The sequence below is a fragment of the Streptomyces sp. NBC_00820 genome, from assembly GCF_036347055.1.
In the GTDB taxonomy this organism is placed as follows: domain Bacteria; phylum Actinomycetota; class Actinomycetes; order Streptomycetales; family Streptomycetaceae; genus Streptomyces.
On the sequence record NZ_CP108882.1, the window covers coordinates 2,012,706 to 2,037,745 of the forward strand.

The 25,040-nt window shown below is 71.1% G+C and carries 23 protein-coding genes; 9 read left to right on the top strand and 14 right to left on the bottom strand.

Going from position 1 to position 25,040, the window contains the following annotated elements:
- Positions 1-17 precede the first annotated feature (17 nt).
- Positions 18-434, bottom strand: coding sequence for an IS200/IS605 family transposase (tnpA, locus tag OIB37_RS09230; RefSeq protein ID WP_330455731.1), 417 nt, complete (start codon positions 432-434; stop codon positions 18-20).
- A 25-nt stretch (positions 435-459) separates the two neighbouring features.
- Here tnpA and OIB37_RS09235 point away from each other — a divergent pair, with 25 nt between their 5' ends.
- Complete coding sequence (locus tag OIB37_RS09235) at positions 460-1,683, top strand: RNA-guided endonuclease InsQ/TnpB family protein (RefSeq protein ID WP_330457050.1); 1,224 nt, start codon at positions 460-462, stop codon at positions 1,681-1,683.
- A 56-nt stretch (positions 1,684-1,739) separates the two neighbouring features.
- Here OIB37_RS09235 and OIB37_RS09240 read toward each other — a convergent pair whose 3' ends face one another.
- The 4 genes from OIB37_RS09240 to OIB37_RS09255 form a co-directional block, all read right to left on the bottom strand.
- A complete protein-coding gene (locus OIB37_RS09240; protein WP_330457051.1) occupies positions 1,740-2,831 on the bottom strand; it encodes an amidohydrolase family protein in 1,092 nt (363 codons plus the stop codon).
- Positions 2,832-2,873: 42 nt separating this feature from the next.
- A complete protein-coding gene (locus OIB37_RS09245; protein ID WP_330457052.1) occupies positions 2,874-3,713 on the bottom strand; it encodes an amino acid ABC transporter ATP-binding protein in 840 nt (279 codons plus the stop codon).
- Positions 3,710-4,543 carry an amino acid ABC transporter permease gene (locus OIB37_RS09250; protein WP_330457053.1) on the bottom strand — a complete coding sequence of 278 codons (834 nt, stop codon included), beginning with the start codon at positions 4,541-4,543 and terminating at the stop codon, positions 3,710-3,712. The genes OIB37_RS09245 and OIB37_RS09250 overlap by 4 nt, the downstream gene beginning before the upstream one ends.
- A gap of 137 nt (positions 4,544-4,680) precedes the next feature.
- Complete coding sequence (locus OIB37_RS09255; RefSeq protein WP_330457054.1) at positions 4,681-5,520, bottom strand: transporter substrate-binding domain-containing protein; 840 nt, start codon at positions 5,518-5,520, stop codon at positions 4,681-4,683.
- A 219-nt stretch (positions 5,521-5,739) separates the two neighbouring features.
- On the opposite strand from OIB37_RS09255, the gene OIB37_RS09260 reads away from it, so the two are divergent.
- From OIB37_RS09260 to thpD, 5 genes are all read left to right on the top strand, one after another.
- Positions 5,740-6,840: a pyridoxal-phosphate-dependent aminotransferase family protein gene (locus OIB37_RS09260; RefSeq protein WP_330461801.1), complete on the top strand. Its 1,101-nt coding sequence runs from the start codon at positions 5,740-5,742 to the stop codon at positions 6,838-6,840.
- Positions 6,841-7,151: 311 nt separating this feature from the next.
- Positions 7,152-7,670, top strand: coding sequence for a diaminobutyrate acetyltransferase (gene ectA / locus OIB37_RS09265; protein ID WP_330457055.1), 519 nt, complete (start codon positions 7,152-7,154; stop codon positions 7,668-7,670).
- 168 nt (positions 7,671-7,838) lie between these two features.
- Positions 7,839-9,110 (top strand): diaminobutyrate--2-oxoglutarate transaminase, encoded by a 1,272-nt coding sequence (ectB, locus tag OIB37_RS09270; protein ID WP_330457056.1) that lies wholly within the window; start codon positions 7,839-7,841, stop codon positions 9,108-9,110.
- Between the two features lie 21 nt (positions 9,111-9,131).
- Positions 9,132-9,536, top strand: a complete 405-nt coding sequence (locus tag OIB37_RS09275) for an ectoine synthase (protein WP_330457057.1) — start codon at positions 9,132-9,134, stop codon at positions 9,534-9,536.
- Positions 9,537-9,541: 5 nt separating this feature from the next.
- Positions 9,542-10,429, top strand: a complete 888-nt coding sequence (thpD, locus tag OIB37_RS09280; protein ID WP_330457058.1) for an ectoine hydroxylase — start codon at positions 9,542-9,544, stop codon at positions 10,427-10,429.
- An 81-nt stretch (positions 10,430-10,510) separates the two neighbouring features.
- Here the strand turns inward: thpD and OIB37_RS09285 are convergent, their stop codons facing one another.
- The 3 genes from OIB37_RS09285 to OIB37_RS09295 all read right to left on the bottom strand — a co-directional run bounded on the left by OIB37_RS09285 (position 10,511) and on the right by OIB37_RS09295 (position 13,598).
- A complete protein-coding gene (locus tag OIB37_RS09285; RefSeq protein ID WP_330457059.1) occupies positions 10,511-11,572 on the bottom strand; it encodes an aminotransferase class V-fold PLP-dependent enzyme in 1,062 nt (353 codons plus the stop codon).
- Positions 11,573-11,666: 94 nt separating this feature from the next.
- Entirely contained in the window at positions 11,667-12,386 is a 720-nt protein-coding gene (locus OIB37_RS09290) for a DsbA family oxidoreductase (RefSeq protein ID WP_330457060.1), read from the bottom strand.
- Between the two features lie 213 nt (positions 12,387-12,599).
- Positions 12,600-13,598 carry a GlxA family transcriptional regulator gene (locus tag OIB37_RS09295; RefSeq protein ID WP_330457061.1) on the bottom strand — a complete coding sequence of 333 codons (999 nt, stop codon included), beginning with the start codon at positions 13,596-13,598 and terminating at the stop codon, positions 12,600-12,602.
- Between the two features lie 49 nt (positions 13,599-13,647).
- Between OIB37_RS09295 and OIB37_RS09300 the strand changes: the two genes are divergently transcribed.
- Positions 13,648-15,033 carry an MFS transporter gene (locus tag OIB37_RS09300; protein ID WP_330457062.1) on the top strand — a complete coding sequence of 462 codons (1,386 nt, stop codon included), beginning with the start codon at positions 13,648-13,650 and terminating at the stop codon, positions 15,031-15,033.
- Here the strand turns inward: OIB37_RS09300 and OIB37_RS09305 are convergent.
- Positions 14,993-15,601: a DUF1349 domain-containing protein gene (locus tag OIB37_RS09305; RefSeq protein ID WP_330457063.1), complete on the bottom strand. Its 609-nt coding sequence runs from the start codon at positions 15,599-15,601 to the stop codon at positions 14,993-14,995. The two genes, OIB37_RS09300 and OIB37_RS09305, sit on opposite strands and share 41 nt — an antisense overlap.
- Positions 15,602-15,652: 51 nt before the next feature.
- The gene (locus tag OIB37_RS09310; protein WP_330457064.1) at positions 15,653-17,182 is read right to left on the bottom strand and encodes an aldehyde dehydrogenase (NADP(+)); all 1,530 of its coding nucleotides are present in this window, start codon (positions 17,180-17,182) and stop codon (positions 15,653-15,655) included.
- 215 nt (positions 17,183-17,397) lie between these two features.
- Here OIB37_RS09310 and OIB37_RS09315 point away from each other — a divergent pair, with 215 nt between their 5' ends.
- Complete coding sequence (locus tag OIB37_RS09315) at positions 17,398-18,171, top strand: IclR family transcriptional regulator (protein WP_330457065.1); 774 nt, start codon at positions 17,398-17,400, stop codon at positions 18,169-18,171.
- A gap of 134 nt (positions 18,172-18,305) precedes the next feature.
- On the top strand, positions 18,306-19,757 hold the full coding sequence (locus OIB37_RS09320) for a peptidoglycan D,D-transpeptidase FtsI family protein (RefSeq protein ID WP_330457066.1): 1,452 nt from the start codon (positions 18,306-18,308) through the stop codon (positions 19,755-19,757).
- Between the two features lie 48 nt (positions 19,758-19,805).
- On the opposite strand, the gene OIB37_RS09325 is transcribed toward OIB37_RS09320, so the two are convergent.
- The 4 genes from OIB37_RS09325 to OIB37_RS09340 form a co-directional block, all read right to left on the bottom strand.
- On the bottom strand, positions 19,806-21,257 hold the full coding sequence (locus tag OIB37_RS09325; protein ID WP_330457067.1) for an NCS2 family permease: 1,452 nt from the start codon (positions 21,255-21,257) through the stop codon (positions 19,806-19,808).
- 187 nt (positions 21,258-21,444) lie between these two features.
- Positions 21,445-22,239 (bottom strand): HAD family acid phosphatase, encoded by a 795-nt coding sequence (locus OIB37_RS09330; protein ID WP_330457068.1) that lies wholly within the window; start codon positions 22,237-22,239, stop codon positions 21,445-21,447.
- A gap of 163 nt (positions 22,240-22,402) precedes the next feature.
- Positions 22,403-24,124 (bottom strand): L-arabinonate dehydratase, encoded by a 1,722-nt coding sequence (gene araD, locus OIB37_RS09335; protein ID WP_330457069.1) that lies wholly within the window; start codon positions 24,122-24,124, stop codon positions 22,403-22,405.
- An 8-nt stretch (positions 24,125-24,132) separates the two neighbouring features.
- Positions 24,133-25,032: a dihydrodipicolinate synthase family protein gene (locus OIB37_RS09340; RefSeq protein WP_330461802.1), complete on the bottom strand. Its 900-nt coding sequence runs from the start codon at positions 25,030-25,032 to the stop codon at positions 24,133-24,135.
- Positions 25,033-25,040: the final 8 nt, after the last annotated feature.

Below are 25,040 nucleotides of genomic sequence, written 5' to 3' on the forward strand. Positions count from 1 at the left end.
GCGGAGCCGGGTGATGCTCACACGGGCCGGTTCTGTTGCTCGATGTACTGCTTGACCACGGAGAGCGGGGCGCCGCCGACAGTTCCGGCGAAGTAGGACCCGGACCAGAGCTTGTTGGCCCGCCAGTAGTGGCGCACCAGGTCGGGGAACTCCTGGCGCAGACGGCGGGAGGAGACACCCTTGAGGGAGTTGACCAGCTTCGTGACGGCGACCTTGGGCGGAAAGTTCACCAGGAGGTGGACGTGATTGTCCTCGCCGTTGAACTCCACCAGTTCGCACTCGAAGTCCTCGCACACCGACCGCATGATCTCCTCCATGCGTGTCAGATGAACATCCGTGAACACCTTGTGCCGGAACTTGGTCACGAAGACCAAGTGCACATGCATCACGAAAACACAGTGCCGGCCAGTCCTGATCTTCTGCATTTCGCCCATAACCCAAGTATGTATCGTGGCCGTCATGCAGCTTCGGTACAGCTTCCGCCTGTACCCGGACACCGCCCAGCGCGCCGCGCTGGCCCAGGCATTCGGGTGCGCCCGCGTCGTGTTCAACGACGCGGTGCGCGCCCGCGAGGAAGCCCGGAGGACGGGCGCAGTGTTCCCGACGGCCGGTGAGCTGTCCAAAAAGCTGATCACCCAGGCCAAACAGACTGCGGAGCGCTCCTGGCTGGGGGAGGTGTCCTCGGTTGTGCTCCAGCAGGCCCTGCGCGACGTGGAGGCCGCCTACCGCAACTTTTTCACCTCCCTCAAGGGCATCCGCAAGGGACCGAGAACGGGTGCACCGAGGTTCAAGTCCCGCAAGGACAAGCGGCAGTCGATCCGGTTCACGGCCAATGCCCGCTGGTCGGTCACTGACAGTGGGCGGCTGAACCTGCCGAAGGTCGGCGCGGTGAAAGTGAAGTGGTCCCGCGCCCTGCCCGCCACCCCGACGTCGGTCGCCGTGATCAAGGATGCGGCCGGGCGCTACTTCGCCTCGTTCGTCATCGACACCGACCCGGCCGCCGACGCCGTCCGGATGCCCGACAGTGACCAGACAGTCGGCATCGACCTCGGGCTGACGCACTTCGCCGTCCTTTCCGACGGCACGAAGATTGACTCCCCGCGGTTCCTGCGGCGCGCGGAGAAGAAACTCAAGAAGACCCAACGCGAGCTGTCCCGTAAACAGAAGGGATCGAAGAACCGCGAGAAGGCCCGACTCAAGGTCGCTCGCGCCCACGCACAAGTGTCCGACGCCCGCCGTGAGTTCCACCACCGGCTCTCCACACAGCTGATCCGCGACAACCAAGCGATCGGCGTGGAAGACCTGGCGGTCAAAGGACTCGCACGCACCAGACTGGCGAAGAGTGTGCATGACGCGGGCTGGTCGCAGTTCGTACACATGCTGGAGTACAAAGCGGTCAGGTACGGGCGGACCCTGGTGAAGATCGGCCGGTTCGAGCCGACCAGCCAGGTCTGCTCACAGTGCGGGGCCAAGGACGGCCCCAAGCCCTTGCGCATCCGGACCTGGACCTGTGCCGCCTGCGGTGCGGTCCATGACCGGGACCACAACGCCGCGAAGAACGTCAAGACGGCCGCCGGACTGGCGGTTGCAGCCTGTGGAGCGCAGATAAGACCAGGACCCGTCCTGGCGCAGCGCGACGAAGCAGGAAGCCACGGATTCTCCCCCGAACCTCGTGCCGCGTAGCGGCACGGCATCGGACGAGAAGGCCAGAATCCTCGGGCTTCAGCCCGAGGAGCAAGTCAATCCACCACGCGCCCGTTCAGCACCACCCGTCGCGGCGCCGCCAGTACGCGCACGTCCGCCCGGGGGTCCGCCTCGTACACGACGAGGTCGGCGGGTGCGCCCTCCTCCAGGCCGGGGCGGCCGAGCCAGGCGCGGGCCGACCAGCTCGTCGCGGCGAGCGCGTCCACCGGGGGGATGCCCGCGGTGACCAGTTCGGCGACCTCGGCCGCGACCAGGCCGTGGGCCAGGGAGCCGCCCGCGTCCGTGCCGACGTACACCGGGATCCCGGCGTCGTAGGCCCCGCGGACGGTGTCGTAGCGGCGCTTGTGCAGCCGGCGCATATGGGCCGACCAGCGCGGGAACTTGTCATCGCCGCCGGCCGCGAGGCGCGGGAAGGTGGCGATGTTGACGAGGGTCGGGACGATCGCGACGCCGCGCTCGGCGAACAGCGGGATCAGGTCCTCGGTCAGCCCCGTGGCGTGTTCGACGCAGTCGATGCCTGCCTCGACCAGGTCGCGCAGCGAGCTCTCGGCGAAGCAGTGCGCGGTGACGCGGGCGCCGAGGCGGTGGGCCTCGGCGATGGCGGCCTGTACGGCCTCGCGGGGCCAGCAGGGGGAGAGGTCGCCGAGGTCGCGGTCGATCCAGTCGCCGACGAGCTTGACCCAGCCGTCGCCGCGCCGGGCCTCCTGGGCGACGTACGCGACGAGTTGGTCCGGCTCGATCTCGTGGGCGTAGTTGCGGATGTAGCGGCGGGTGCGGGCGATGTGCCGGCCGGCCCGGATGATCTTCGGAAGGTCGTCGCGGTCGTCGGTCCAGCGGGTGTCGGAGGGCGAGCCCGCGTCACGGATGAGGAGGGTGCCGGCCTCCCGGTCGGTGAGCGCCTGCTTCTCGGCGGTGTCCGCGTCCACCGGGCCGTGCGCGTCGAGCCCGACGTGGCAGTGGGCGTCGACGAGGCCGGGCAGCGCCCAGCCCTCGACGGTGCGGACGTCACCGGCGCCGGCGGGGCGGTCGTAGGAGATCCGGCCCCCGACCACCCACAGCTCGTCGCGGACGTCCTCGGGCCCGGCCAGGACCCGGCCCCTCACGTGCAGCACCGCGTGATCGCTCATGTACCGCACCTTAGTGAGCGACCGGGCCGCCCCGACAGGGTGCTAGGACTTCGTCCCGTCGGACCCGGCGGCGCCCGTGGCCCCGGCAGCCCCGTCGGACCCGGAGGCCCGGTCGGAGGTCCCCTCCTCCACCTCGGCCATGGCCGGGTCGAGGACGCGGGAGAGGAAGTGACGGGTGCGCTCGTGCTGCGGGTTGCCGATGACCTGCTCGGGGCTGCCGTCCTCGACGATCACGCCGCCGTCCATGAAGACGACGCGGTCGGCGACCTCGCGGGCGAAGCTCATCTCGTGCGTGACCACCATCATGGTCATGCCCTCCTCGGCGAGCCCGCGCATCACCGCGAGGACGTCACCGACGAGTTCCGGGTCGAGGGCGGAGGTCGGCTCGTCGAACAGCATGACCTCGGGGCCCATGGCGAGCGCGCGGGCGATGGCCACGCGCTGCTGCTGGCCGCCGGAGAGGGAGGCGGGGTGCGCGGACGCCTTCTCGGAGAGGCCGACACGGGCCAGGTTCTCGGCGGCGATCCGCTCGGCCGTCGCCTTGTCCCGCCCGAGGACCCTGCGCTGCGGGAGCGTGAGGTTCTCGGTGACGCTGAGATGCGGGAAGAGGTTGAACTGCTGGAAGACCATGCCGATACGGCGGCGTACGGCGTCGATGTCGACGTCGGGGTCGGTCACCTCGGTGCCGCCGACGAAGACCTTGCCGTCGGTGGGCTCCTCGAGCAGGTTCACGCAGCGCAGCAGGGTGGACTTGCCGGAGCCGGACGGGCCGATGACGCAGACGACCTCGCCCTGGCCGATCTCCAGGTCGATGCCGCGCAGGACCTGGTTGCCGCCGAAGGACTTGTGCAGGCCCTCGACCTGGATTTCGGGACGGCTCACCGGATCTCCTTCTGGGCCTTGGCCTCCATGCGGCGCGCGACGAAGCCGAGCGGGATCGTGATCAGCAGGTAGCAGAGACCGGCGACCAGGATGGGCGTGGAGTTGGCGGTGGTGCTGGCCAGGTCGTTGCCGAACTTGGACAGTTCGCGCTCCTCCAGCGTGACGCCGAGGAAGAGCACGAGCGAGGAGTCCTTGACGACCTGGACGAGTTCGTTGGTCAGCGGGGGCAGGATGACGCGGAACGCCTGCGGGATGATGACGGAGACCATGGCCCGCACGGGCGAGAAGCCCAGGGAGCGGGCCGCCTCCATCTGGCCCTTGGGCACCGCCTGGATGCCGGCGCGGATCGTCTCCGCCATGTAGGCGGAGGAGACGAGGCCGAGCGCGACGGCGACCTTGCCGTAGATGCCGCCCGGATACTCGATGTCCGGGAAGGCGAGCGGCACGCCGACGCCGACGAAGATGAAGATCAGCAACGCGGGCAGCCCGCGGAAGATCTCGATGTAGATGCCGGCGACCCAGCGGTACGGCCCCACGGACGACAGGCGCATCAGGGCGACGATCATGCCGAGCGCCAGTCCCACGACGAAGCCGGACAGGGTGTAGAGCGCGGTGTTCTTCAGCGCCAGGATGATGATGTCCGGGAACATCTGCCCGGCGATGCCGACCTGGGCGAACTGGTTCCGCAGGCGTCCCCAGTCCGCCGTCGCCGCGAACGCGGCCACGGCGGCGACGAAGAGGGCGTACTGCGCCCCACGGGAGAGCCTGCGCCGCTGCCGGCGTGTCAGGCCCGTCTTCCTGGGCTGTATGCGGGTGTCGGTTTCGGTCATCGGGTCAGCGTGTCCGTACGGGTCGTGGGGGGGGAGGGCGGAATCGGCCGTGATCCGGCGGGCGGAACAGGCCGGGGCCGGACCGGACCGGCCGGGGCCGGGCGGATCAGGCCCGGGCCGGGCGGATCAGGCCGGGGTCAGGAGGCCGGGGAGGCGGCGGCGGCGTCGTACGGGCCGATCCACTGCTCGTAGATCTTCTTGTAGGTGCCGTCGGCCTTCGCGTCGCCCAGCGCCTTGTTGATCGCGGCGAGGAGCTTGGTGTTGCCCTTCTTCACCGTGAAGCCGTACTGCTCACCGGTCTTGATGTTGTCGACGACCTTGAAGGCGTCGGCGTTGGCCTTGTCCTTCAGCCAGCCCTGGACCACCGGGTAGTCGATGACGACCGCCTGCACCTGGCCGGTGCGCAGGCCGTTGAGGAGCGCGTCGGAGGAGTGGAAGGAGACCGGGTCGAGGCCCTTGCTCTTGGCGAAGTCCTCACCGGTGGTCTGCGCCTGGGCGCCGAGCTTCTTGCCCTTGGCCTTGGCGTCGGCGAGGGAGTGGATACCGCTCTTCTTGTCGACGAGGACGGCCTGGGTGGCCTCGAAGTACGGGTCGGAGAAGTCGACGTTCTTCTTGCGCTCGGGGGTGATCGTCATGCCCGCGGCGGCCAGGTCGCACTGGCCGGAGTTGAGGAAGGCGCCGGTCTTGAAGTTCTCGAACGGCGTGTCCAGGGTCTGCTGCTTGACGCCGAGGTCCTTGGCGACGAGGTCGACGAGGGAGACGTCGAAGCCCTGCACCTTACCGTCGACCTCCGACTGGAAGGGCGGGTAGGGCAGGTGGGTGCAGACGGTCAGCTGGCCGGCCTTGACGAGGTGGACTCCCTTGGCGGTGGTCTTGCCGCTCCCCCCGCCCGACGAGCAGCCGGCCACGAGCGCGAGCCCGGCCGTCGCGGCGATGGCTACCAGGAGGCGGGTCCTGCGTCCGAGGATCGTGTTCATGGGCGGATCTCCCTGTGGGGGGAATGCGACGTCTGGGGGGAACTGCGGGTTCCGATTATAAGGAGATGTTTGGGGTCCTCAAATCAAACCCATGGCCTCAGGGCCGTCCGGCCTAAGAAGTCGCCGGTCGCAGGGCGTATGGAGGGGAGAGTTACCCTCGTCTCGGCCGGCCGTCCGGGCCGGCCCCCGTGGACCCTCGTGAGCGAAGAGAGCACCGCCGTGACCCACCCCTTCCTCGATCTGCCCCCGCTGGACGCCGGGCGGTTCGCCGCCATCGAGGACCGGGTGGCCCGGCTGCTGGACACCCGGCAGGACGTCGTGATCACGCAGGGCGAGGCGCTGCTGCCGCTCGAGGGAGCGATCCGCGCGGCGGCGAGCCCCGGGACCGTGGCCCTGAACGTGATCACGGGTCCGTACGGGCAGACCTTCGGCGACTGGCTGCGGGACTGCGGCGCGACCGTGCACGACCTGTCCGTCCCCTTCCACACGGCGGTGACGGCCGAGCAGATCCGGGCGGCGCTCGCCGAACACCCGGAGATCGACTTCGTGTCGCTGGTCCACGCGGAGGCGGCGACCGGCAACACCAACCCGGTCGCGGAGATCGGCGAGGTGGTCCGGGAGCACGGCGCGCTGTTCTACCTGGACGCGGTCGCCTCCGTCGGGGCGGAGCCGGTGCTGCCGGACGCCTGGGGCGTGGACCTGTGCGTGATCGGGGCACAGAAGGCGATGGGCGGCCCGGCGGGCGTGTCGGCGATCTCGGTGAGCGAGCGGGCCTGGGCCCGGATGGCGGCGAACCCGAACGCCCCGCGCCGCTCCTACCTCTCCCTCCTCGACTGGAAGGAGCGCTGGATCGACGGCGGCCGCAAGGCGCTGCTGCACGCTCCGGCGCAGCTGGAGATGCTGGCGCTGGAGGCGTGCCTGGAGCGGATCGAGGCGGCGGGCCTGGAGACGGTGATGGACCGGCACCGTGACGCGGCGCTGGCCGTGCGGGCCGGTGTGGCGGCCCTGGGCGGGGGCCTGGAGCCGTACGTGTACGAGGCGCGGGACGCGGCGCCGGTCGCGACGACCCTCCGGGTGCCGTCGGAGCTGGTGGCCTCCGAGCTGGTGGCCCTGGCCCTGGCGGGCGACCCCACGCTGCCGCTGGCCGCCGGTGGCGGAGCGCTGGCCAAGGAGATGATCCGGGTCAACCACTACGGCGCCGACGCGACCTCGGACACCGTGCACCGCTGCCTGGCGGCCCTCGGCGCCGCGCTCGCCGAGCGGGGGCTGACGGTGGACCTGGCGGCGGCGCGCCGCGCGGCGGACGAGGCGTGGCACTGACGGCAGACGCCCACGAAACAGCGGCTCACGCGAAAGGCGCGGGCCGCTTTTCGTTTCCCCGGCGCGAATTCGAATCGTCTTCAGCATTCTCGCGAATTCATCGATGATGGCCTTCCATATGCGTCTGCCCGCTTTTTGCGAGGCTAAACAGGGTGGGTTTCCAGCGCGTTTCGATGTTGTGACGGACCCCACAACCAAGCACTTTTGCCCTATTTTGAGCTAGGTCAAAACCGACATAACGCAGAGTCTGAGGGTCGTCGCCGCCACCCCGGCCGTGCATTTATGAATTTGCCTCGCTAAATTCCTGCCCCATGACTGCCGCACCAGCAGACCTGTTCATCGACCGCCCGGCACCTGCCGACGGGGCCGCCCTGTGGCGGCTCGCGAAGGACTCGAAAACCCTCGACCTGAACTCCTCCTACAGCTATCTGCTGTGGTGCCGGGACTTCGCCGGCACCTCCGCGGTGGCCCGGGACGAGGACGGTCGGCCGGTCGGCTTCGTCACCGGGTACGTGCGGCCCGAGCGTCCCCGCACCCTGCTCGTCTGGCAGGTGGCCGTCGACCCCGCCCACCGGGGACGCGGCATCGCCGCCGCGCTCCTGGACGGGCTGACCGCGCGCCTCGCCGCCGAACGCGGGATCACGGGCGTGGAGACCACCATCACGCCCGGCAACACCGCCTCCGAGCGCCTGTTCTCCTCGTTCGCCGCCCGGCACGGGGCGGACCTCACCCGCGAGGTGCTGTTCCCTGCCGACCTCTTCCCCGACGGCCCGCACGATCCCGAGGTCCTGCACCGCATCGGCCCGCTGACCCGGATCCCGGCGCACTGACCGACGCCGGCCGCACCGGCCGCACACGCCGCACGCCGACCGCACCGCCGGGTGCCCGGCAGCACCGCCGCACCACACCGCCGCACCGCCGGGCGCACCCGCACCCACCGCACCGACCCCGCCCAGCGCATCGACGCCGTACCGACGCCGTACCGAGGAGCGATTCACGTGACCATCACCCAGCCCGACCTCAGCGTCTTCGAGACCGTGGAGTCCGAGGTGCGCAGCTACTGCCGGAGCTGGCCCACCGTGTTCGACCGCGCGCGGGACAGCCGGATGTACGACGAGGACGGCCACGCCTACCTCGACTTCTTCGCCGGCGCCGGCTCACTCAACTACGGCCACAACAACCCGGTCCTGAAACGGGCCCTGATCGACTATCTGTCCCGGGACGGGGTCACCCACGGCCTGGACATGTCGACCACGGCCAAGCGGACCTTCCTGCAGACCTTCCAGGACCTGGTGCTGCGCCCGCGCGATCTGCCGTACAAGGTCATGTTCCCCGGGCCGACGGGCACCAACGCCGTCGAGTCGGCGCTCAAGCTCGCCCGCAAGGTGAAGGGGCGGGAGGCGATCGTGTCGTTCACGAACGCCTTCCACGGCATGTCGCTGGGCTCCCTCGCCGTGACCGGCAACGCCTTCAAGCGGGCCGGCGCCGGTGTTCCGCTGGTGCACGGCACGCCGATGCCGTTCGACAACTACTTCGACGGCCAGGTCCCCGACTTCCTGTGGTTCGAGCGGCTGCTGGAGGACCAGGGCTCCGGCCTGAACAAGCCCGCCGCCGTGATCGTGGAGACCGTGCAGGGCGAGGGCGGCATCAACGTCGCCCGGCCCGAGTGGCTGCGCGCGCTCAAGGAGCTGTGCGAGCGGCAGGACATGCTGCTGATCGTCGACGACATCCAGATGGGCTGTGGCCGTACGGGCGCCTTCTTCTCCTTCGAGGAGTCCGGCATCACGCCCGACATCGTCACCGTGTCGAAGTCGATCAGCGGCTACGGTCTGCCGATGTCGCTGTGCCTGTTCAGGCCCGAGCTCGACATCTGGGAGCCGGGCGAGCACAACGGCACCTTCCGCGGCAACAACCCCGCCTTCGTCACCGCCACCGCGGCCCTGGAGGCGTACTGGACCGACGGCGCCGCGATGGAGAAGCAGACCCGGACCCGGGGCGAGCAGGTCGAGCGCGAGCTGATCTCGATCACCGAGGAGAACCTCGCCGACGTGAAGGACTACCGCGGCCGCGGCCTGGTGTGGGGCCTGGAGTTCCACGAGAAGGCGCGGGCCTCACGGGTCGCCCGGCGGGCCTTCGAGCTCGGTCTGCTGATCGAGACGTCAGGACCGGAGGGCGAGGTGGTCAAACTGCTGCCCGCCCTCACCATCACCCCCGACGAGCTGGACGAGGGTCTGAGCATCCTCGCCCGCGCCGTCCGGGAAACCGTCTAGCGAGGAGGAGGCACACACTCCATGATCGTTCGATCGTTCAAGGACATCGAGGGAACCGACCGGCACGTCAAGGCGAAGTCCGGCACCTGGGAGAGCAAGCGGATCGTCCTCGCCAAGGAGCGCGTCGGCTTCTCCCTGCACGAGACGATCCTGTACGCCGGGACCGAGACGTCGATGTGGTACGCCAACCACGTCGAGGCCGTCGTCTGCACCAGGGGCGAGGCCGAACTGACCGACCACGAGACCGGGGAGACGTACACCATCACCCCCGGCACCCTGTACCTCCTCGACGGCCACGAGCGGCACACGCTGCGCGTCAAGGAGGACTTCCACTGCCTCTGCGTGTTCAACCCGCCCGTGACCGGACGGGAGGACCACGACGAGAACGGCGTCTATCCCCTGCTCACCGAGCCCGAGGAGGTCTGACTCCCATGACCACCGTCACCGACCTGTACCCGAGCCGCGGCACGAGCGAGGTGGCCGTCCCGCGCCAGGACCCGGTCGTCTGGGGCGCCCCGGACACCCCGGGCCCGGTGCCGGCCGCCGGTCTTCAGGCCTACGAACGGGACGGCTTCCTCACCGTCGACCAGTTGATCACCCCGGACGAGGCCGCGGTCTGCCGGCGTGAGCTGGACCGGATCGTCGCCGACCCGGCGATCCGGGCCGACGAGCGCGCGATCGTCGAGCCGCGGTCGAACGAGATCCGCTCGGTCTTCGAAGTGCACCGGATCAGCGAGGTGTTCGCGAACCTGGTGCGCGACGAGCGGGTGGCCGGCATGGCCCGGCAGATCCTCGGCTCGGACGTGTACGTCCACCAGTCCCGGATCAACGTCAAGCCGGGCTTCGGCGCGAGCGGCTTCTACTGGCACTCGGACTTCGAGACCTGGCACGCCGAGGACGGCCTGCCGAACATGCGCACGGTGTCCGTCTCGATCGCGCTGACCGAGAACCACGACACCAACGGCGGCCTCATGATCATGCCGGGCTCGCACCGGACGTTCCTGGGATGCGCCGGGGCCACGCCCGAGGACAACTACCGCAAGTCGCTGCGGATGCAGGACGCGGGCACGCCGTCCGACGCGGCACTGACCGAGCTGGCGGGCGAGCACGGCATCCGGCTGTTCACCGGCCGGGCGGGCTCGGCGACCTGGTTCGACTGCAACTGCATGCACGGCTCCGGCGACAACATCACGCCGTTCGCGCGCAGCAACGTCTTCATCGTGTTCAACAGCGTGGAGAACACGGCGGTGGAGCCGTTCGCTGCGCCGGTGCGGCGGCCGGAGTTCATCGGCGCGCGGGACTTCACCCCGGTGAGGTAGCCGCACGGTGGCCCACCGCGGCCACTCCCCCGGACACCGGGCCGGGCCTCTTCGTGGGACAGGAGGCCCGGCCCGGTCATGTCAGCCGGAGAGCACGTCCAGCAGGCGGTCGACGTCCGCGGGCGTGTTGTAGAGGTGGAAGGACGCGCGGAGGTTGCCCGCGCGGTCGGACACCTCGATCCCCGCCTCGCTCAACTCCCTTTGCCGGGAGCCGAGTCCGGGCACCGAGACGATCGCCGAGCCGGGAGCGGGCAGGGCCTCGTGGCCCAGGGTCGCGAGGCCCGCGCGGAAGCGGTCGGCCAGGCCCAGGTCGTGAGCCTGTACGGCGGCCACCCCGAGTTCCTCGATCAGTTCGAGGGAACGGCGCACCCCGGCATAGGTGAACAGGGCCGGACTCACGTCGAACCGCCGTGCGGAGTGGGCGAGTTCGAGGACCGGTCCGTAGCAGCTCTCCCACGGCCGCTCGGCCGCCACCCAGCCGGCCAGCAGCGGGGTCAGGCCCCCGAAGTCCTCCGGGACGGCCAGGAACGCCGCTCCGTGCGGGCCGGCCAGCCACTTGAAGGTGGTGGCGACGGTGAAGTCGTAGGCGCCGGCGTCCATCGGCAGCCAGCCGGCGGCCTGGGAGAAGTCGACGTAGGTGCGCGCGCCGTGCGTGCGGGCCGCCTCGCGCAGGTCCGCCAGGCCGGCGATCCGGCCGTCGGCGGACTGCGCGGCGCTGACCGCGACGAGGGCGGTGCCCGGCCGGACGGACTCGGCGAGGCGTTCCAGCGGCACCGCGCGGACCTTGAGGTCACCGCGCGCGTGGAAGGGGTTCACGACGGAGGTGAAGTCGTCCTCGACGGTGAGGACTTCGGAGCCCCCGGGCAGGGACGCGGCGATCAGCCCGGTCTGGGCCGCGACGGAGGGGCCGGCCACCACCCGGGTGACGGGGACACCCGCCAGCCGGGCGAACGCCGCCCTGGCGGCCTCGACGTCTTCGAACAGCGGGTCGAGCGGCCGGCCCTCCGCGCGGATCGCCACCGCCTCGTGCAGGGCGCGGACGGTACGGGCCGGGAGCAGGCCGCTGCTCGCGGTGTTCAGGTAGGTGTTCTTCGGGGCGAACTCGGCGCGGACGAGGCTCTCGAACGTCTCCGTGGTCTCCATGGGACCACTCTGCGGCCCCGCCGGGACCCCGTCCATCGAGATGTGTTGCACGGATCCACTCAGGAACGCTTATACATCCGCGCCACCTGCGGTTTCAGCCCTGCTGCGGCACCGCGCACCCGTCCGGGCCGCAGGCGCCGGCGTCACCCTGATCGACCAGCTTCAGCGGGGAGCGCTCGCCCCACGCCTGGGTGAGGGCCTGGGTGAAGACCTCGGCGGGCTGGGCGCCCGAGACGCCGTACTTGCGGTCCAGGACGAAGAACGGCACGCCGTTCGCGCCGAGCTGGGCGGCCTCGCGCTCGTCGGCGCGGACGTCGTCGGCGTAGGCGGTGGGGTCGGCGAGCACCTTGCGGGCCGCGTCGGCGTCCAGGCCGGCCTCGGCGGCCAGCTCCACGAGCCGCTCGTCGCCCTCGGTGAAGACGGACCGCTCCTCGGCGAAGTTCGCCCGGTACAGGATCTGGATCAGCTCGTCCTGCCTGCCCTGCTCCTTGGCGAAGTGCAGCAGGCGGTGCATGTCGAAGGTGTTGCCGTGGTCGCGACCCCGGGTGCGGTAGTCCAGGCCCTCTGCGGTGGCCTGGGCGCCCAGGTTGTCCTCGCCGGCCTCGGCCTGTGCCTCGCTCATGCCGTACTTCTTGGTGAGCATGGCGAGCACCGGCTGGGCGTCGCCCTTGGCGCGGCCGGGGTCCAGCTCGAAGGAGCGGTGGATCACCTCGACGTCGTCGCGGTGCGGGAACGCCGCCAGCGCCTTGTCGAAACGGGCCTTTCCGACGTAACACCAGGGGCAAGCGATGTCGGTCCAGATTTCGACGCGCATGGTTCGGCTCTTTCCGGGGTCGTACGGGGGCGGAGGCTCTCCCCACCGGGTACGTGAACGTTCAAGCAGCCGCGTTCATTCCCCGGGCTCGGCGTTACGCGGGAACGGATGGTTGTCGCCCTCGGCGGGCGGCGCGGCACGGATCACCGGAGCGCCGATCGCGCGGCCGCACGTCCGCACGTCCGCACGCCGGCACGTCCACACGCCCGCTGATCACGCGGCCGAGGTCGCGACCGCGCCGTCGGCGGTTACCCGCCGGGTGAACTGCGCGCGGTAGGCGCTCGGGGTGAGGCCGGTCCGGCGGACCAGGTGGGCGCGCAGCGAGTCGGCGGTCCCGAGGCCGCAGGCGGTGGCCACCCGGTCCATCGGCAGGGTGGTGGTCTCCAGCAGTTCCTTCGCGCGTTCGACGCGCTGGTGCAGCAGCCACTGCAGGGGGCTGACCCCGCTCTCGGCGTGGAAGCGGCGGGTGAGGGTGCGCACGCTGACACCGGCGTGCCGGGCCAGGTCGGTGAGGGTGAGCGGCTTGTCGAGGTTGCGCATGGCCCAGCCCCGGGTGTCGGCGCAGGCGTTGCCGCGCTCGGGCGGCAGCGGCGTCTGGGTGAACTGGGTCTGGCCGCCGGGGCGGACGGGTGCGACCAGGGTGAGCCGGGCGACCTGGTTGGCGACGGCGGCGCCGTAGTCGGTGCGGATGAGGTGCAGGCACAGGTCGAGGCCGGCGGCGTAGCCGGAGGAGGTGAGGAACTGGCCGTCCTGGGCGTAGAGGACGTCGCCCTGGACCTCGATGTCGGGGTGGCGGCGGCGCAGTTCCTCCGCGTGCGCCCAGTAGGTGGTGGCCTTTCGGCCCTTGAGCAGGCCCGCCTCGGCGAGCGAGAAGGCGCCGGTGCAGATGGAGGCGATGCGCACGCCCGCGGCGGCGGCCTCGCGCAGGACCTGCGGCACCCTCGGGTCCGGCGAGAGGGGCTTGCCGGTGCCCGCCACGATCACGGTGTCCGCGTCCCGCAGCGCCTCCAGTCCGTGCGGCACGTGCAGGGCGAGGGCGCCGGTGGTGGGCACGGGGCCCGGGTCGGGCGCGCAGATCACCACCTCGTAGCCGGGACGTCCGCCGATCTCGACCTTCCCGAAGAGCAGCTCGGGGATGGCGAGGGTGAACATCGACACGGGCGGCGACGCGAGGACCGCGACACGGAGCATGGCCAGAACCTCCGGATGCATGGCGTTCAGGCCACTACTGTACGCCGGAAGAGATCCGCAGCATGGGGGCATGCCGACAGACCAGATCCTCACCGAGCCACAACTGAACAAGAAGTCACGGGAGTTGACGCACAGAGTCGCTCCGGCGCTCACCCTGGCGGCCGCCATGCTCGGCTCAGCGCTGATCACCCTCGACGCGACCGTGGTGAACGTGGCCCTGCCGGCCATCGGTTCCTCGCTGGGCGGCGGAATGGCCGGACTGCAGTGGGTGGTCGACGCCTACACCCTCGCCTTCGCCGCCCTGATGCTGTCCACGGGCGCCTTCTCGGACCGGGCCGGGGCGAGCAGGGCGTACGCCGTCGGCATCGCCGTCTTCACCCTCGCCTCGGCGGCCTGCGGGCTGGCGCCGAACCTCCCGGCGCTGATCGGGGCGCGGGCGGTGCAGGGCGTGGCCGCGGCCGTGGTCCTGCCCGCCTCGCTGGCCCTGGTGCGGCAGGCGTATCCCGACCCGGTACGGCGGGGCCGCGCGGTGGCCACCTGGGCGGCCGGCGGGTCGACGGCGCTGGCGCTGGGCCCGGTGGCGGGCGGGGCGCTGACCACGGCCTGGGACTGGCGGGGGATCTTCTTCGTCAACCTGCCGCTGGGCCTGGCCGCGCTCGCCCTGCTGCTGCGCGCGCCCCGCTCGGAGCGCCGGCCCGCGCCGCTGGACCTGCCGGGCCAGGCGGCGGCCGTACTCGCCCTGACGGCACTGACGTTCGCCGTGATCGAGGACGGTACGACATCGGTCGTGGCCTGGGTCGTGGCTGTCGCCGCCGCCGCGCTGTTCGTGCGGATCGAGTCACGGCAGCCGCACCCCGTCGTCCCGCTCGGGCTGTTCCGCGACCGGGCGGTGCGCGTGGCCGTCGCCACGGGGGCGGCGTGCAGCGTGGCGTTCTACGGGATGATCTTCCTCTTCTCGCTCTTCTTCCAGCAGGTACAGGGCCGTTCGGCGCTGTACGCCGGACTGCTGTTCCTGCCGATGACCGGGCTGATCGCGGTGACGAACGTGGTGGCCGGCAAGCTCGCGGGACGCTACGGACCCCGGCTGCCGCTCCTGCTCGGGCAGGCGCTCGCGGTGGCGGGCCTGCTGGCGCTGTTCGCCGTCGACGTCCGCACGCCCGCCGTCGTGGTGGCCGTCCTCCTCGTCCCGATGGCCCTCGGTGTGGCGCTGGCCATCCCCACCCTGACGGCCGTGATGCTGGACGCCGTGCCGGCCGAGCGGGCGGGGCTGGCGGCCGGGGTGCTCAACTCGGCGCGGCAGGTGTCCGGCGGGCTGGGGATCGCGGTGTTCGGTGCGCTGGTCTCCGGCGGCTTCGCCACGGGGACGCGGGCGAGCCTGGCCGTCGCCGCGGCCCTGCTCGCCGCGACCCTCCTCCTCAGCTGCCGTCTCGGAGGTCGCCCGGCCACGCGTCCCTGAACTCGATGTGGTCGTAGGTGACCACGCACCCCTCCCCCAGCGGGGACTGGGTCATGAACCCGACCAGCGCGGCGCCCGTCTCCTTCTCCTCGCCCAGGGTGAAGAGCCGGACGAAGGTCCAGCGCACACCGTCCCGGGAGGCGTGGAAGGCGAGCGCCCGCCCGGTCCGGCTGATCCGCAGCCACACCGAACTCCCCTCCACCGTGAAGGCGTTGGAGTCGTCGGAGTGTCCCCGGGTGACCACCGTGCAGACGGTGGGCACGTCCGGGGAGTACTCCAGGCAGAGTTTGGCCCAGGCCCGGTCGCCGACGTGGACGTAGAGCACGCCGGCGTCGAAGGCGGCGGCGAAGCCCACGGTGACCCGCGCGATCAGCTGGAAGTCGCCCTCGGGCGCCCCGAGCAGCCGGGGCGCGTCGGAGGCCGGGTCCAGGGCTTCCCCCGTCGGCGTCACGAACCGGTCCTGCCGGGGGCCCGCCCAGCCGGTGAGCACACCGTCCTCGTACGACCAGTTGCCGTCGGGCCCGTAGGTCCGCAGGGAGAAGGGGAGTTCGGGGATTTCGAGATCCATTGCCGGATTCTCGCAGGACCGCCCTGCGGGCCCGCCCGACGGCGGCGGGGGCTACCGCTCCAGAACTCCGTCGATCCGCCGGGGAAGCCCCAGCGGGTTCCCGTCGCGGAGCTCCTCCGGCAGCAGCGCCTCGGGCGCGTTCTGGTAGACGACCGGCCGCAGCCACCGCTCGATGGCCGTGCCTCCGACGGACGTCGAGGTGGAGGTCGTCGCGGGGTAGGGCCCGCCGTGGTGCTGCGCCGGTGCGACCGCCACCCCCGTCGGCCACCCGTTCACCACCACACGCCCGGCCAACGGCGTCAGCTCGGCCAGGAGTTCGGCGCCACGCCCCTCCCCCGCGGCCTCCTCGGAGGACAGCTGGACGGTCGCGGTGAGGTTGCCCGGCAGCCGCCGCAGCACCGCGGCCGCCTCGGCCTCGTCCTCGTACCGCACCACCACGCCGACCGGCCCGAAACACTCCTCCAGAAGCAGGTCGTGCGCCCCCTCCCCGGCCAGCCTGCTCGCCGGCACCGTGAGGAACCCCGCGCTGACCGTGTGCTCGCCGCCCGCCCCCGGTGTGACGGGCGAGCCCACCCCGGGCAGCGCGGCCCGCTCGGCGACGCCCCTGACGAAGGCGTCCCGCATGCGGTGGTCGAGCAGTACACCGGCCTCGGTGGCGCTGACGGCGTCGGTGAGGGACTTGACCAGCCCGTCTCCCGCCGCACCGGACGGCACCAGCACCAGTCCGGGCTTCACGCAGAACTGGCCGACGCCGAGCGTCATGGACCCGGCGAGTCCGGCGCCTATGGCCTCCGCCCGTTCGGCCGCCGCCGCCTCGGTCACCAGGACCGGGTTCAGCGAGCCCAGCTCGCCGTGGAAGGGGATGGGCACCGGACGCGCGGCGGCCGCGTCGAACAGGGCGCGCCCGCCCCGCACCGACCCGGTGAAGCCCGCGGCGGCGACCAGCGGATGCCCGATCAGCTCGACGCCCGCGTCGAAGCCGTGCACGAGTCCGACGACGCCCTCGGGGATGCCGTGGGCCGCGGCGGCCCGGCGCAGCACCTTGGCGACCAGCTCGGACAGGGCCGGGTGGTCGGGCTGGGCCTTGACGACCACCGGGCACCCGGCGGCCAGCGCGCTCGCGGTGTCGCCGCCGGCGACGGAGAAGGCGAAGGGGAAGTTGGAGGCGGCGTAGACGGCCACGACACCGAGCGGGATCTTGTAGCGGCGCAGGTCCGGAACGGGCGGGGTGGCGGTGTCGTCGGGGTGGTCGACGACGACGTCCAGGAAGGCACCTTCGTCGACGATGCCGGCGAAGGCCCTCAACTGATATGCGGTCCGGGCGAGTTCGCCGGTCAGCCGGACGGGGCCGAGGGCGGTCTCGGCGTCGGCGGCCTCGATCAGCCGGTCCCCGGCCGCCTCCAGGCCCGCGGCGGCCGAGCGCAGGAAGGCGGAACGGACCGCGCGGTCGGCCAGGGCGCCGCGGGCGGCCCGCGCCGCCGTGACGGCCGCGTCCACCTCCTGGGCGGTGGCCTCCACCGCGACCTGTTCGCGCTGCTTTCCGGTGCGCGGGTCGACACTCCAGACTGGTGCTGCTGCCACCGCGGGTACCTCCAGACAAGGCCGCATTTTCCCGGTCGGCCATCAGGGCGTTCGATATACTGAACGCCGTCTCTGATGGTGAATGAGCTGATCGGAGACTACCTATCCGGGCCCTCGTATATCTAGATCCTCTGTCCAGGTATCCAGGTCCTCGAACCAGGTTCTTCCATCAGGTTCTCCAAGCAGGTTCTCCTCCAACGAAGGGGTCACGGGCGATGTCGGCAGGCGAGGCAGGCGGCGGGGCGCAGGTCAAGTCCGCGGTGCGGACCGTGGAGTTGCTCGAGTACTTCGCCGGCCGTCCCGGCATGCACTCCCTCGCGGCAGTCCAGGAGGCCGTGGGCTACCCCAAGTCCAGCCTGTACATGCTGCTGCGCACGCTCGTGGAGCTGGGCTGGGTGGAGACGGACGCGACGGGCACGCGGTACGGCATCGGGGTGCGGGCGCTGCTGGTCGGCACCTCCTACATCGACGGCGACGAGGTGGTGGCGGCGGCCCGGGCGACTCTGGACCGGCTCTCCGACGACACCTCGGAGACCATCCACCTGGCCCGCCTCGACGGCACGAACGTGGTCTACCTGGCCACCCGCCAGTCGCAGCACTACCTGCGCCCCTTCACCCGCGTCGGCCGCCGGCTGCCCGCGCACTCCACCTCGCTCGGCAAGGCGCTGCTCGCCACGCACACCGACGAGCAGGTGCGGGGGCTGCTGCCCGAGACGCTGCCCGCGCTTACCGAGCACACCATCACCGACCGGGAGCAGCTGATCGAGGAGCTGCGCCAGGTCCGCGAGCAGGGCTTCGCCGTGGACCGCGAGGAGAACACCCTCGGCCTGCGCTGCTTCGGCGTCGCCATCCCCTACCGCACCCCGGCACGCGACGCCATCAGCTGCTCGGTCCCGGTGGCCCGGCTCACCCCGGCCCACGAGCAGCTGATCAAGGACGCCCTGTTCGACGCACGGGACCGGCTGACCCTGGCGACACGCAGACTCTGACCCGGCAGCGCCGGGCTCCGAGGCCCGCGTGAGGTCCGCGTGAGGTCCGCACGCGGAACGCGAGCTGAGCGTGTGATGAGAAAAACGGCCGCGCGGGAACGTTCACGCCCGCTCCGCTCGTCCTGACGGGTGGGATGAACACAACGATCAGGCGGGCGTCCGTCTTCGCGCTGCTGCTCGTGCTCGCTCTGCTGGTCAGGGCGACCTGGGTGCAGTTCTACGACGGCCAGGCTCTCGCGGACGACAACAACAACCGTCGGAACGCGATCAAGACGTACTCCCGGCCACTGGGCAACATCATCGTGGCCGGGAACTCGATCACGGGTTCGGCACGGACGAAAGGCGGCGACCTCGCCTACAAGCGCACGTACAAGGACGGCGAGCTCTACGCCCCGGTGACGGGCTACGCCTCGCAGGCCTATGCCCCGACCCAGCTGGAGGGCATCTACAAGGACCTGCTCAACGGCTCGGACACCCGGCTGAAGACGGTGCTGAACGTCGTCACCGGCGAGCACACCGATCCGGGCAACGTGCTCACCACGATCGACCCGGCCGTGCAGAAGGCCGGTTACCGGGCGCTCGCCGGCAAGAAGGGCGGGGCCGTGGCCATCGACCCGAAGACCGGCAAGATCCTCGCGATGGTGTCGACGCCGTCGTACGACCCCACCGAGCTGACGGACGCGAACACCGCGGGGCCCGCCTGGAAGCGGCTCACCACGGACAAGGACAAGCCGCTCGTCAACCGGGCGCTGCGCCAGCCGCTGCCGCCGGGCTCGACGTTCAAGCTGGTCGTGGCCGCGGCCGCGCTGGAGAGCGGGCTGTACAAGGACGTCGACACGAACACCGACAGCCCGGATCCCTACACCCCGCCGGGCACGACACACGTGCTGGTCAACGAGAACAAGTCGGCCCCTTGCAGGAACGCCCGGATCCGGGTCGCCCTGGAGTACTCCTGCAACAACGTCTTCGGCAAGATGGCCGTCGACCTGGGCCAGGACAAGGTGCGGGCCATGGCCGAGAAGTTCGGCTTCAACGACGAGAAGCGGGACGTGCCCTTCCGGGCCTGGGCCAGCGTCTACCCGTCGGACATGGACAAGCCCCAGACCGCCTACTCCGGCATCGGCCAGTTCGACGTCACCGCGACCCCGCTGCAGATGGCCATGGTGTCGGCGGTGATGGCGAACGGCGGCAAGCTGGTCTCGCCGCACATGGTCTCGCAGATCACCGACAGTGGTGGTGAGGTGCTGGAGGACTACGACGACGCGGGGACGAAGCAGATCGTCAGCTCCTCGACCGCCGAGCAGCTGCGGTCGGCGATGGAGTCCGTGGTGAAGGACGGCACCGGTACGAACGCCCTGATCGACGGGGTGACCGTCGGCGGCAAGACCGGTACCGCCCAGCACGGCGAGAACAACAGCAAGACGCCGTACGCCTGGTTCACGTCCTACGGCAGGTCCGACAGCACCAGCAAGGAGATCGCCGTCGCGGTGATGGTCGAGCAGTCGGGCGCCCTGCGCTCGGAGGTCAGCGGCAACGGCCTGGCGGCGCCGGTGGCCAGGGCGATGATGCAGGCGGCACTCAAGTAGGCGCCCCGTGCGCGGGGGCGGTTCGTCCGAACCGCCCCCGCGCTCGCCTCACTTGACGCCCAGCACCTGCTCCACGGGGTCGATCGCGAAGTACACGAGGAACAGCGCCGAGACGCCCCACAGCAGCCAGTTGACCTCCCTGGCCTTGCCCACCACCGTCTTGATGACCACGTAGGCCACGAAGCCCGCGCCGATACCGTCGGTGATGGAGTAGGTGAACGGCATCGTGGCGATGGTGAGGAAGGCCGGGACGGCGATCTCGTGGTCGTCCCAGTCGATGTGCTTGACGTGGGTCATCATCAGGAAGCCCACCGCGATCAGCGCGGGCGCCGCCGCCTGGAGCGGGACGATGGTGAGCAGCGGGGTGAGGAAGAGCGCGAGGCCGAAGAGACCGCCGGTGACCAGGTTGGCGAAGCCGGTGCGGGCGCCCTCGCCGACGCCGGCGGCGGACTCGATGTAGGCGGTGCTGGAGGAGGCCGAGCCGACACCGCCGGCGACGGCCGCGGCGCCGTCGATGAGCAGGACCCGGCCGATGCCCGGCACCTGCCCCTCGTCGTCGAGGAGCCCGGCCTCGGCGCTGATGCCGACGATGGTGCCCATGGCGTCGAAGAAGTCGGACAGCACGAGGGTGAAGACGAGCAGGACGGCGGTCAGGACACCGGCCTTGGCGAAGCCGCCGAACAGGCTGAAGTGACCGATCAGCCCGAAGTCCGGGGCTGCGACGACCTTGTCGGGGACCTTCGGGGTGGTCAGGCCCCAGCTCTTGATGTCGGCGACGGTGTCGACGGCGATCGCGACGGCCGTCATCGCGACGATGCTGATCAGGATGGCGCCCTTCACCTTCCGGGTCAGCAGCGCGATGGTCAGCAGCACGCCGAGGCAGAAGACGAGGACGGGCCAGCCGGTCAGTCTGCCGACGGCGCCGAGCTGGACGGGCACGGTGGTGTGCGCGGCGTCGGGGACGCGGCTGACGAAGCCGGCGTCCACGAAGCCGATGAAGGCGATGAACAGGCCGATGCCGACTCCGATGGCCTGCTTCAGCTGCCGCGGGATCGCGTCCATGATCGCCTTGCGGAGCCCGGTGAGGACCAGGAGGCAGATGACGAGGCCTTCCAGGACGACCAGGCCCATCGCGTCGGGCCAGCTCATCAGCGGCGCCAGCTGGAAAGCGACGACGGCGTTCAGGCCGAGCCCCGCGGCGATGGCGAGCGGAAGGTTGCCGCCGACGCCCATGACCACCGTCATCACGCAGGCCACCAGCGCGGTGGCGGTGACGAGCTGGCCGGTGTCGAGGGAGTGCCCGAACTTGTCCTTGGCGCTGCCCAGGATGATCGGGTTCAGGACGAGGATGTACGCCATGGTGAAGAACGTGGCGAGGCCGCCGCGTATCTCCCGGCCGAAGGTCGATCCCCGTTCGGAGATTCTGAAGTACCGGTCGACGCCGTTGCCCGTGGGTGGCACGGCGCCGGACCGCTGGTCCGCCTTCTGCGTCTCGGACATGCCCGACACCAACTCCTAATCATCAACGGGGTGTTGTGCGGATGCTGGCTGGATTGTTCCCCCGGGCGACCGGTTTCAGGTTCCCTTCGTGTTACGGAATGGACGCGGGAAGCGGGCCGGCCCCCGCCCCGGCGGGAACCGCCGGGGACGAGGGCCGGATGCGGACAGCCGCCCGGGACGCGGGACTTCAGGACACGAAGTACGTCGGGTTCGGCAGCTTGTAGGTGCGGTCGGCGTGGCCGCCGTCCAGGTCCGAGTACTGGTCGCCGAAGTTGGCGATGATGTCGTACCCGAGGTCCTCGATGTGTCCTCGGGTGCCGCCCTTGTACTGCACGGTCGTACAGGTCCAGGTCGTCGCGGTGGCGCATCCGCTCAGGTAGGCCGGCGGGTTGGCCTTGTCCTTGAGGAACATGTGGCCGGCGTCGAGGTTCACGTCGGCGCCGATCTTCTTCAGGTTCTCCACGGCGCCGGCGCGCTGGGCCTCGCTGAGACCGGAGTTGTAGAAGACCTCGACGCCCTTGGACTGGGCGTACCGGACCAGCTCGGCGCTGCCGAACACGGCCGGACGGTCGGCCCGGTTCACGTAGTCGTTCCACGTCGTGGCGTTGTACGTGTAGTTGTAGCGCTTCTCGTAGTCGAGGCTGAGCAGCAGCGTGTCGTCGATGTCGAAGACGACGGCCGGCTTCTTTCCGTGGCGGTGGTCCTTGCGGGCCGCCTTGTCTATGTAGTTCCTGGCGTCGGCGTCGATCCGCGCCAGGTCCTTGGCGTACGGGCTGTCCGGGGACGCCTGGTACACGCCGCTCGCGTCGGCGGTGGTGCCGTAGTACGTGTCGATGTCCTTCACCAGGAGCCCGATGTTGTAGGGCTCGTGGGTCGAGTTCGCCGTCGACTGACCGGCACCGGCCGCGCCGGCACCGTACAGCGCCGTACCGCCGAGAACGCAGGCGGCGCCGACGGCGGCCGCTCTGAGGGACTTCCGCATGGAATCTCCGGATCTGATGAGTGAGGATCAGGCCACGCACTGTCTACGCGCATCAACCCGGCGTTGCGAGGCGTGTTATCCGATCGATACGCATCCCGGGCGGTCCCGGGCAGTTCCCAGCAGTCCCGAACAGGACGGCCCGCGAGGAGGGCGGCGGGAGGGGTCAGCCCGCGTACGGGTCCGGTGCCTCGCCCGGGCGGGCGAGGAAGGCGAAGTCGCAGCCCGCGTCGGCCTGGGTGATCTGGTCCTCGTAGAGGGCGCCGTAGCCGCGCGTGTACCGGGCGGGCGGTGGGGTCCACTCGGCTTTCCTGCGCGCCAACTCCGCTTCCTCCACGTGGAGACGGAGACTGCGGGCGTCCACGTCCAGGGTGATGAGGTCGCCGGTGCGGACCAGCGCGAGCGGGCCGCCGACGTAGGACTCGGGGGCCACGTGCAGTACGCAGGTGCCGTAACTCGTGCCGCTCATACGGGCGTCGGAGACACGGACCATGTCCCGCACGCCCTGCTTGAGCAGGTGGTCCGGGATCGGGAGCATGCCGTACTCGGGCATGCCCGGTCCGCCCTTGGGGCCGGCGTTGCGCAGCACGAGCACGCTGTCGGCGGTGATGCCGAGCGCGGGGTCGTCGATGGTGCGCTGCATCGTGCGGTAGTCGTCGAAGACGACGGCGGGGCCGGTGTGCCGGAGCAGGCGGGGCTCGGCGGCGATGTGCTTGATGACGGCGCCGTCCGGGCAGAGGTTGCCGCGCAGCACGGCCACCCCGCCCTCGGGCGCGACCGGGTTGTCCCGTGGCCGGATGACGCCGTCGTGGTGCACCCGCGCGCCCGCGAGCTGCTCGCGCAGGGTGTCGTACGAGACCGTGGGCCGGTCGAGGTGGAGCAGGTCGGGAATGCGGGAGAGGAATCCGGGCAGGCCGCCCGCGAAGTGGAAGTCCTCCATGAGGTACCGCTGTCCGCCGGGGCGGACGTCGGCGAGGACGGGGACCGTGCGGGCGATGCGGTCGAAGTCGTCCAGGGTGAGCCGTACCCCGGCCCGGCCCGCCATGGCGATCAGGTGGATCACGGCGTTGGTGGAGCCGCCGAGACCGAGAACGGTGGTGACGGCGTCCTCGAAGGCCTCCCGGGTGAGGATGTCGCCCGGCCCGCGGTCCTGGTGGATCAGTTCGACGACCGTCCGGCCCGCCGTGGCGGCCATCCGTTCGTGCCCGGAGTCCACCGCCGGGATGCTGGAGGCGCCCGGCACGGTCATGCCGAGGGCCTCCGCCGCGGCCGTGAGCGTGGACGCCGTGCCCATGGTCATGCAGTGGCCGGGGGAACGGGCCAGGCCGCTCTCCAGCTCGGCCATCTCGCAGTCGCCGATGAGGCCGGCCCGCCGGTCGTCCCAGTACTTCCACATGTCGGTGCCGGAGCCGAGGGTCTCACCGCGCCAGTGGCCCGGCAGCATGGGTCCGGCCGGGACGAAGACGGCGGGCAGGCCGGCCGAGGCCGCGCCCATCAGCAGCGCGGGCGTGGACTTGTCGCAGCCGCCCATGAGCACCGCGCCGTCGACGGGGTACGACCGCAGCAGTTCCTCGGTCTCCATCGCGAGGAGGTTGCGGTAGAGCATGGGCGTCGGCTTCTGGAAGGTCTCGCTGAGCGTGGAGACCGGGAATTCGAGGGGGAAGCCGCCCGCCTGCCACACCCCGCGTTTGACGGCCTGGGCGCGCTCGCGCAGGTGGACGTGGCAGGGGTTGATGTCGGACCAGGTGTTGAGGACGGCGACGACCGGCTTGCCGAGGTGTTCCTCGGGCAGGTAGCCGAGCTGGCGGGTGCGGGCGCGGTGGCTGAAGGAGCGCAGGCCCTCGGTGCCGTACCACTGGTGGCTGCGCAGCTCCTGCGGTTCACGCACGGCCTTCCTCACCGCACCCACGAGGCGGCGATGGCGGCGACCTCGGCGCGCTCGTCCCCGGACAGCGGCGAGCTCGGCGGGCGGACGTCCGCGCGGCACAGGCCGAGCGCGGCGAGGGCTTCCTTGACGACGGTGACGTTGTTCGCCGAGCCGTGGGCGGCCCGCAGTTCCTCGAAGCGGCGGATCCGTTCCCACACCCTCATGGCGGCCGGGTGGTCGCCGGCCCGCAGCGCCTCCAGCATGGTCAGGGACAGGGCCGGGGCGACGTTGACGAGTCCGGAGGTGAACCCGGTGGCGCCCGCGCCGAAGTAGCCGGGGGCGTAGCTCTCGGCGAGGCCCGCCACCCAGGTGAAGCGGTCCAGGCCGGCGTCCCGGGCGAAGGCGGCGAAGCGCGCAGCGTCCGGGACGGCGTACTTGACGCCGATGACGTTCGGGCAGTGGCCGGCCAGTTCGGCGAGGAGGGCGCCGGGGAGGCGGGGGTCGCGGACGTAGGGGACCACCCCGAGGCCGGGCACGGACTCGGCGACGGCACGGTGGTAGGCGACCCAGCCGGCCTCCGAGACGTAGGGGTGGACGGGCTGGTGGACCATGACCATCCGGACGCCGAGGGCGTGGGCGTGCCGGGCGGAGGCGACGGCGGTGGGCAGGTCGTGGCCGACGCCGGCCAGGACGGTGGCGCGGTCTCCCGCCTCGTCCACGGCCAGTTCGACCACCAGACGGCGTTCCTCGGGGGCGAGGGCGTAGAACTCGCCCGTGTTCCCGCACGGGGTGAGGGTCTTGATCCCGGCGTCGATGAGGCGGCGCAGCAAGGCCCGGCAGGCGGTCCGGTCGACCTGGCCGTCCTCGGCGAAGGGGGTCACGGGGATGGCCACCACGTCGGCCAGGGCGGCCCGTTCGGCCGCGAACATCGGGCTGC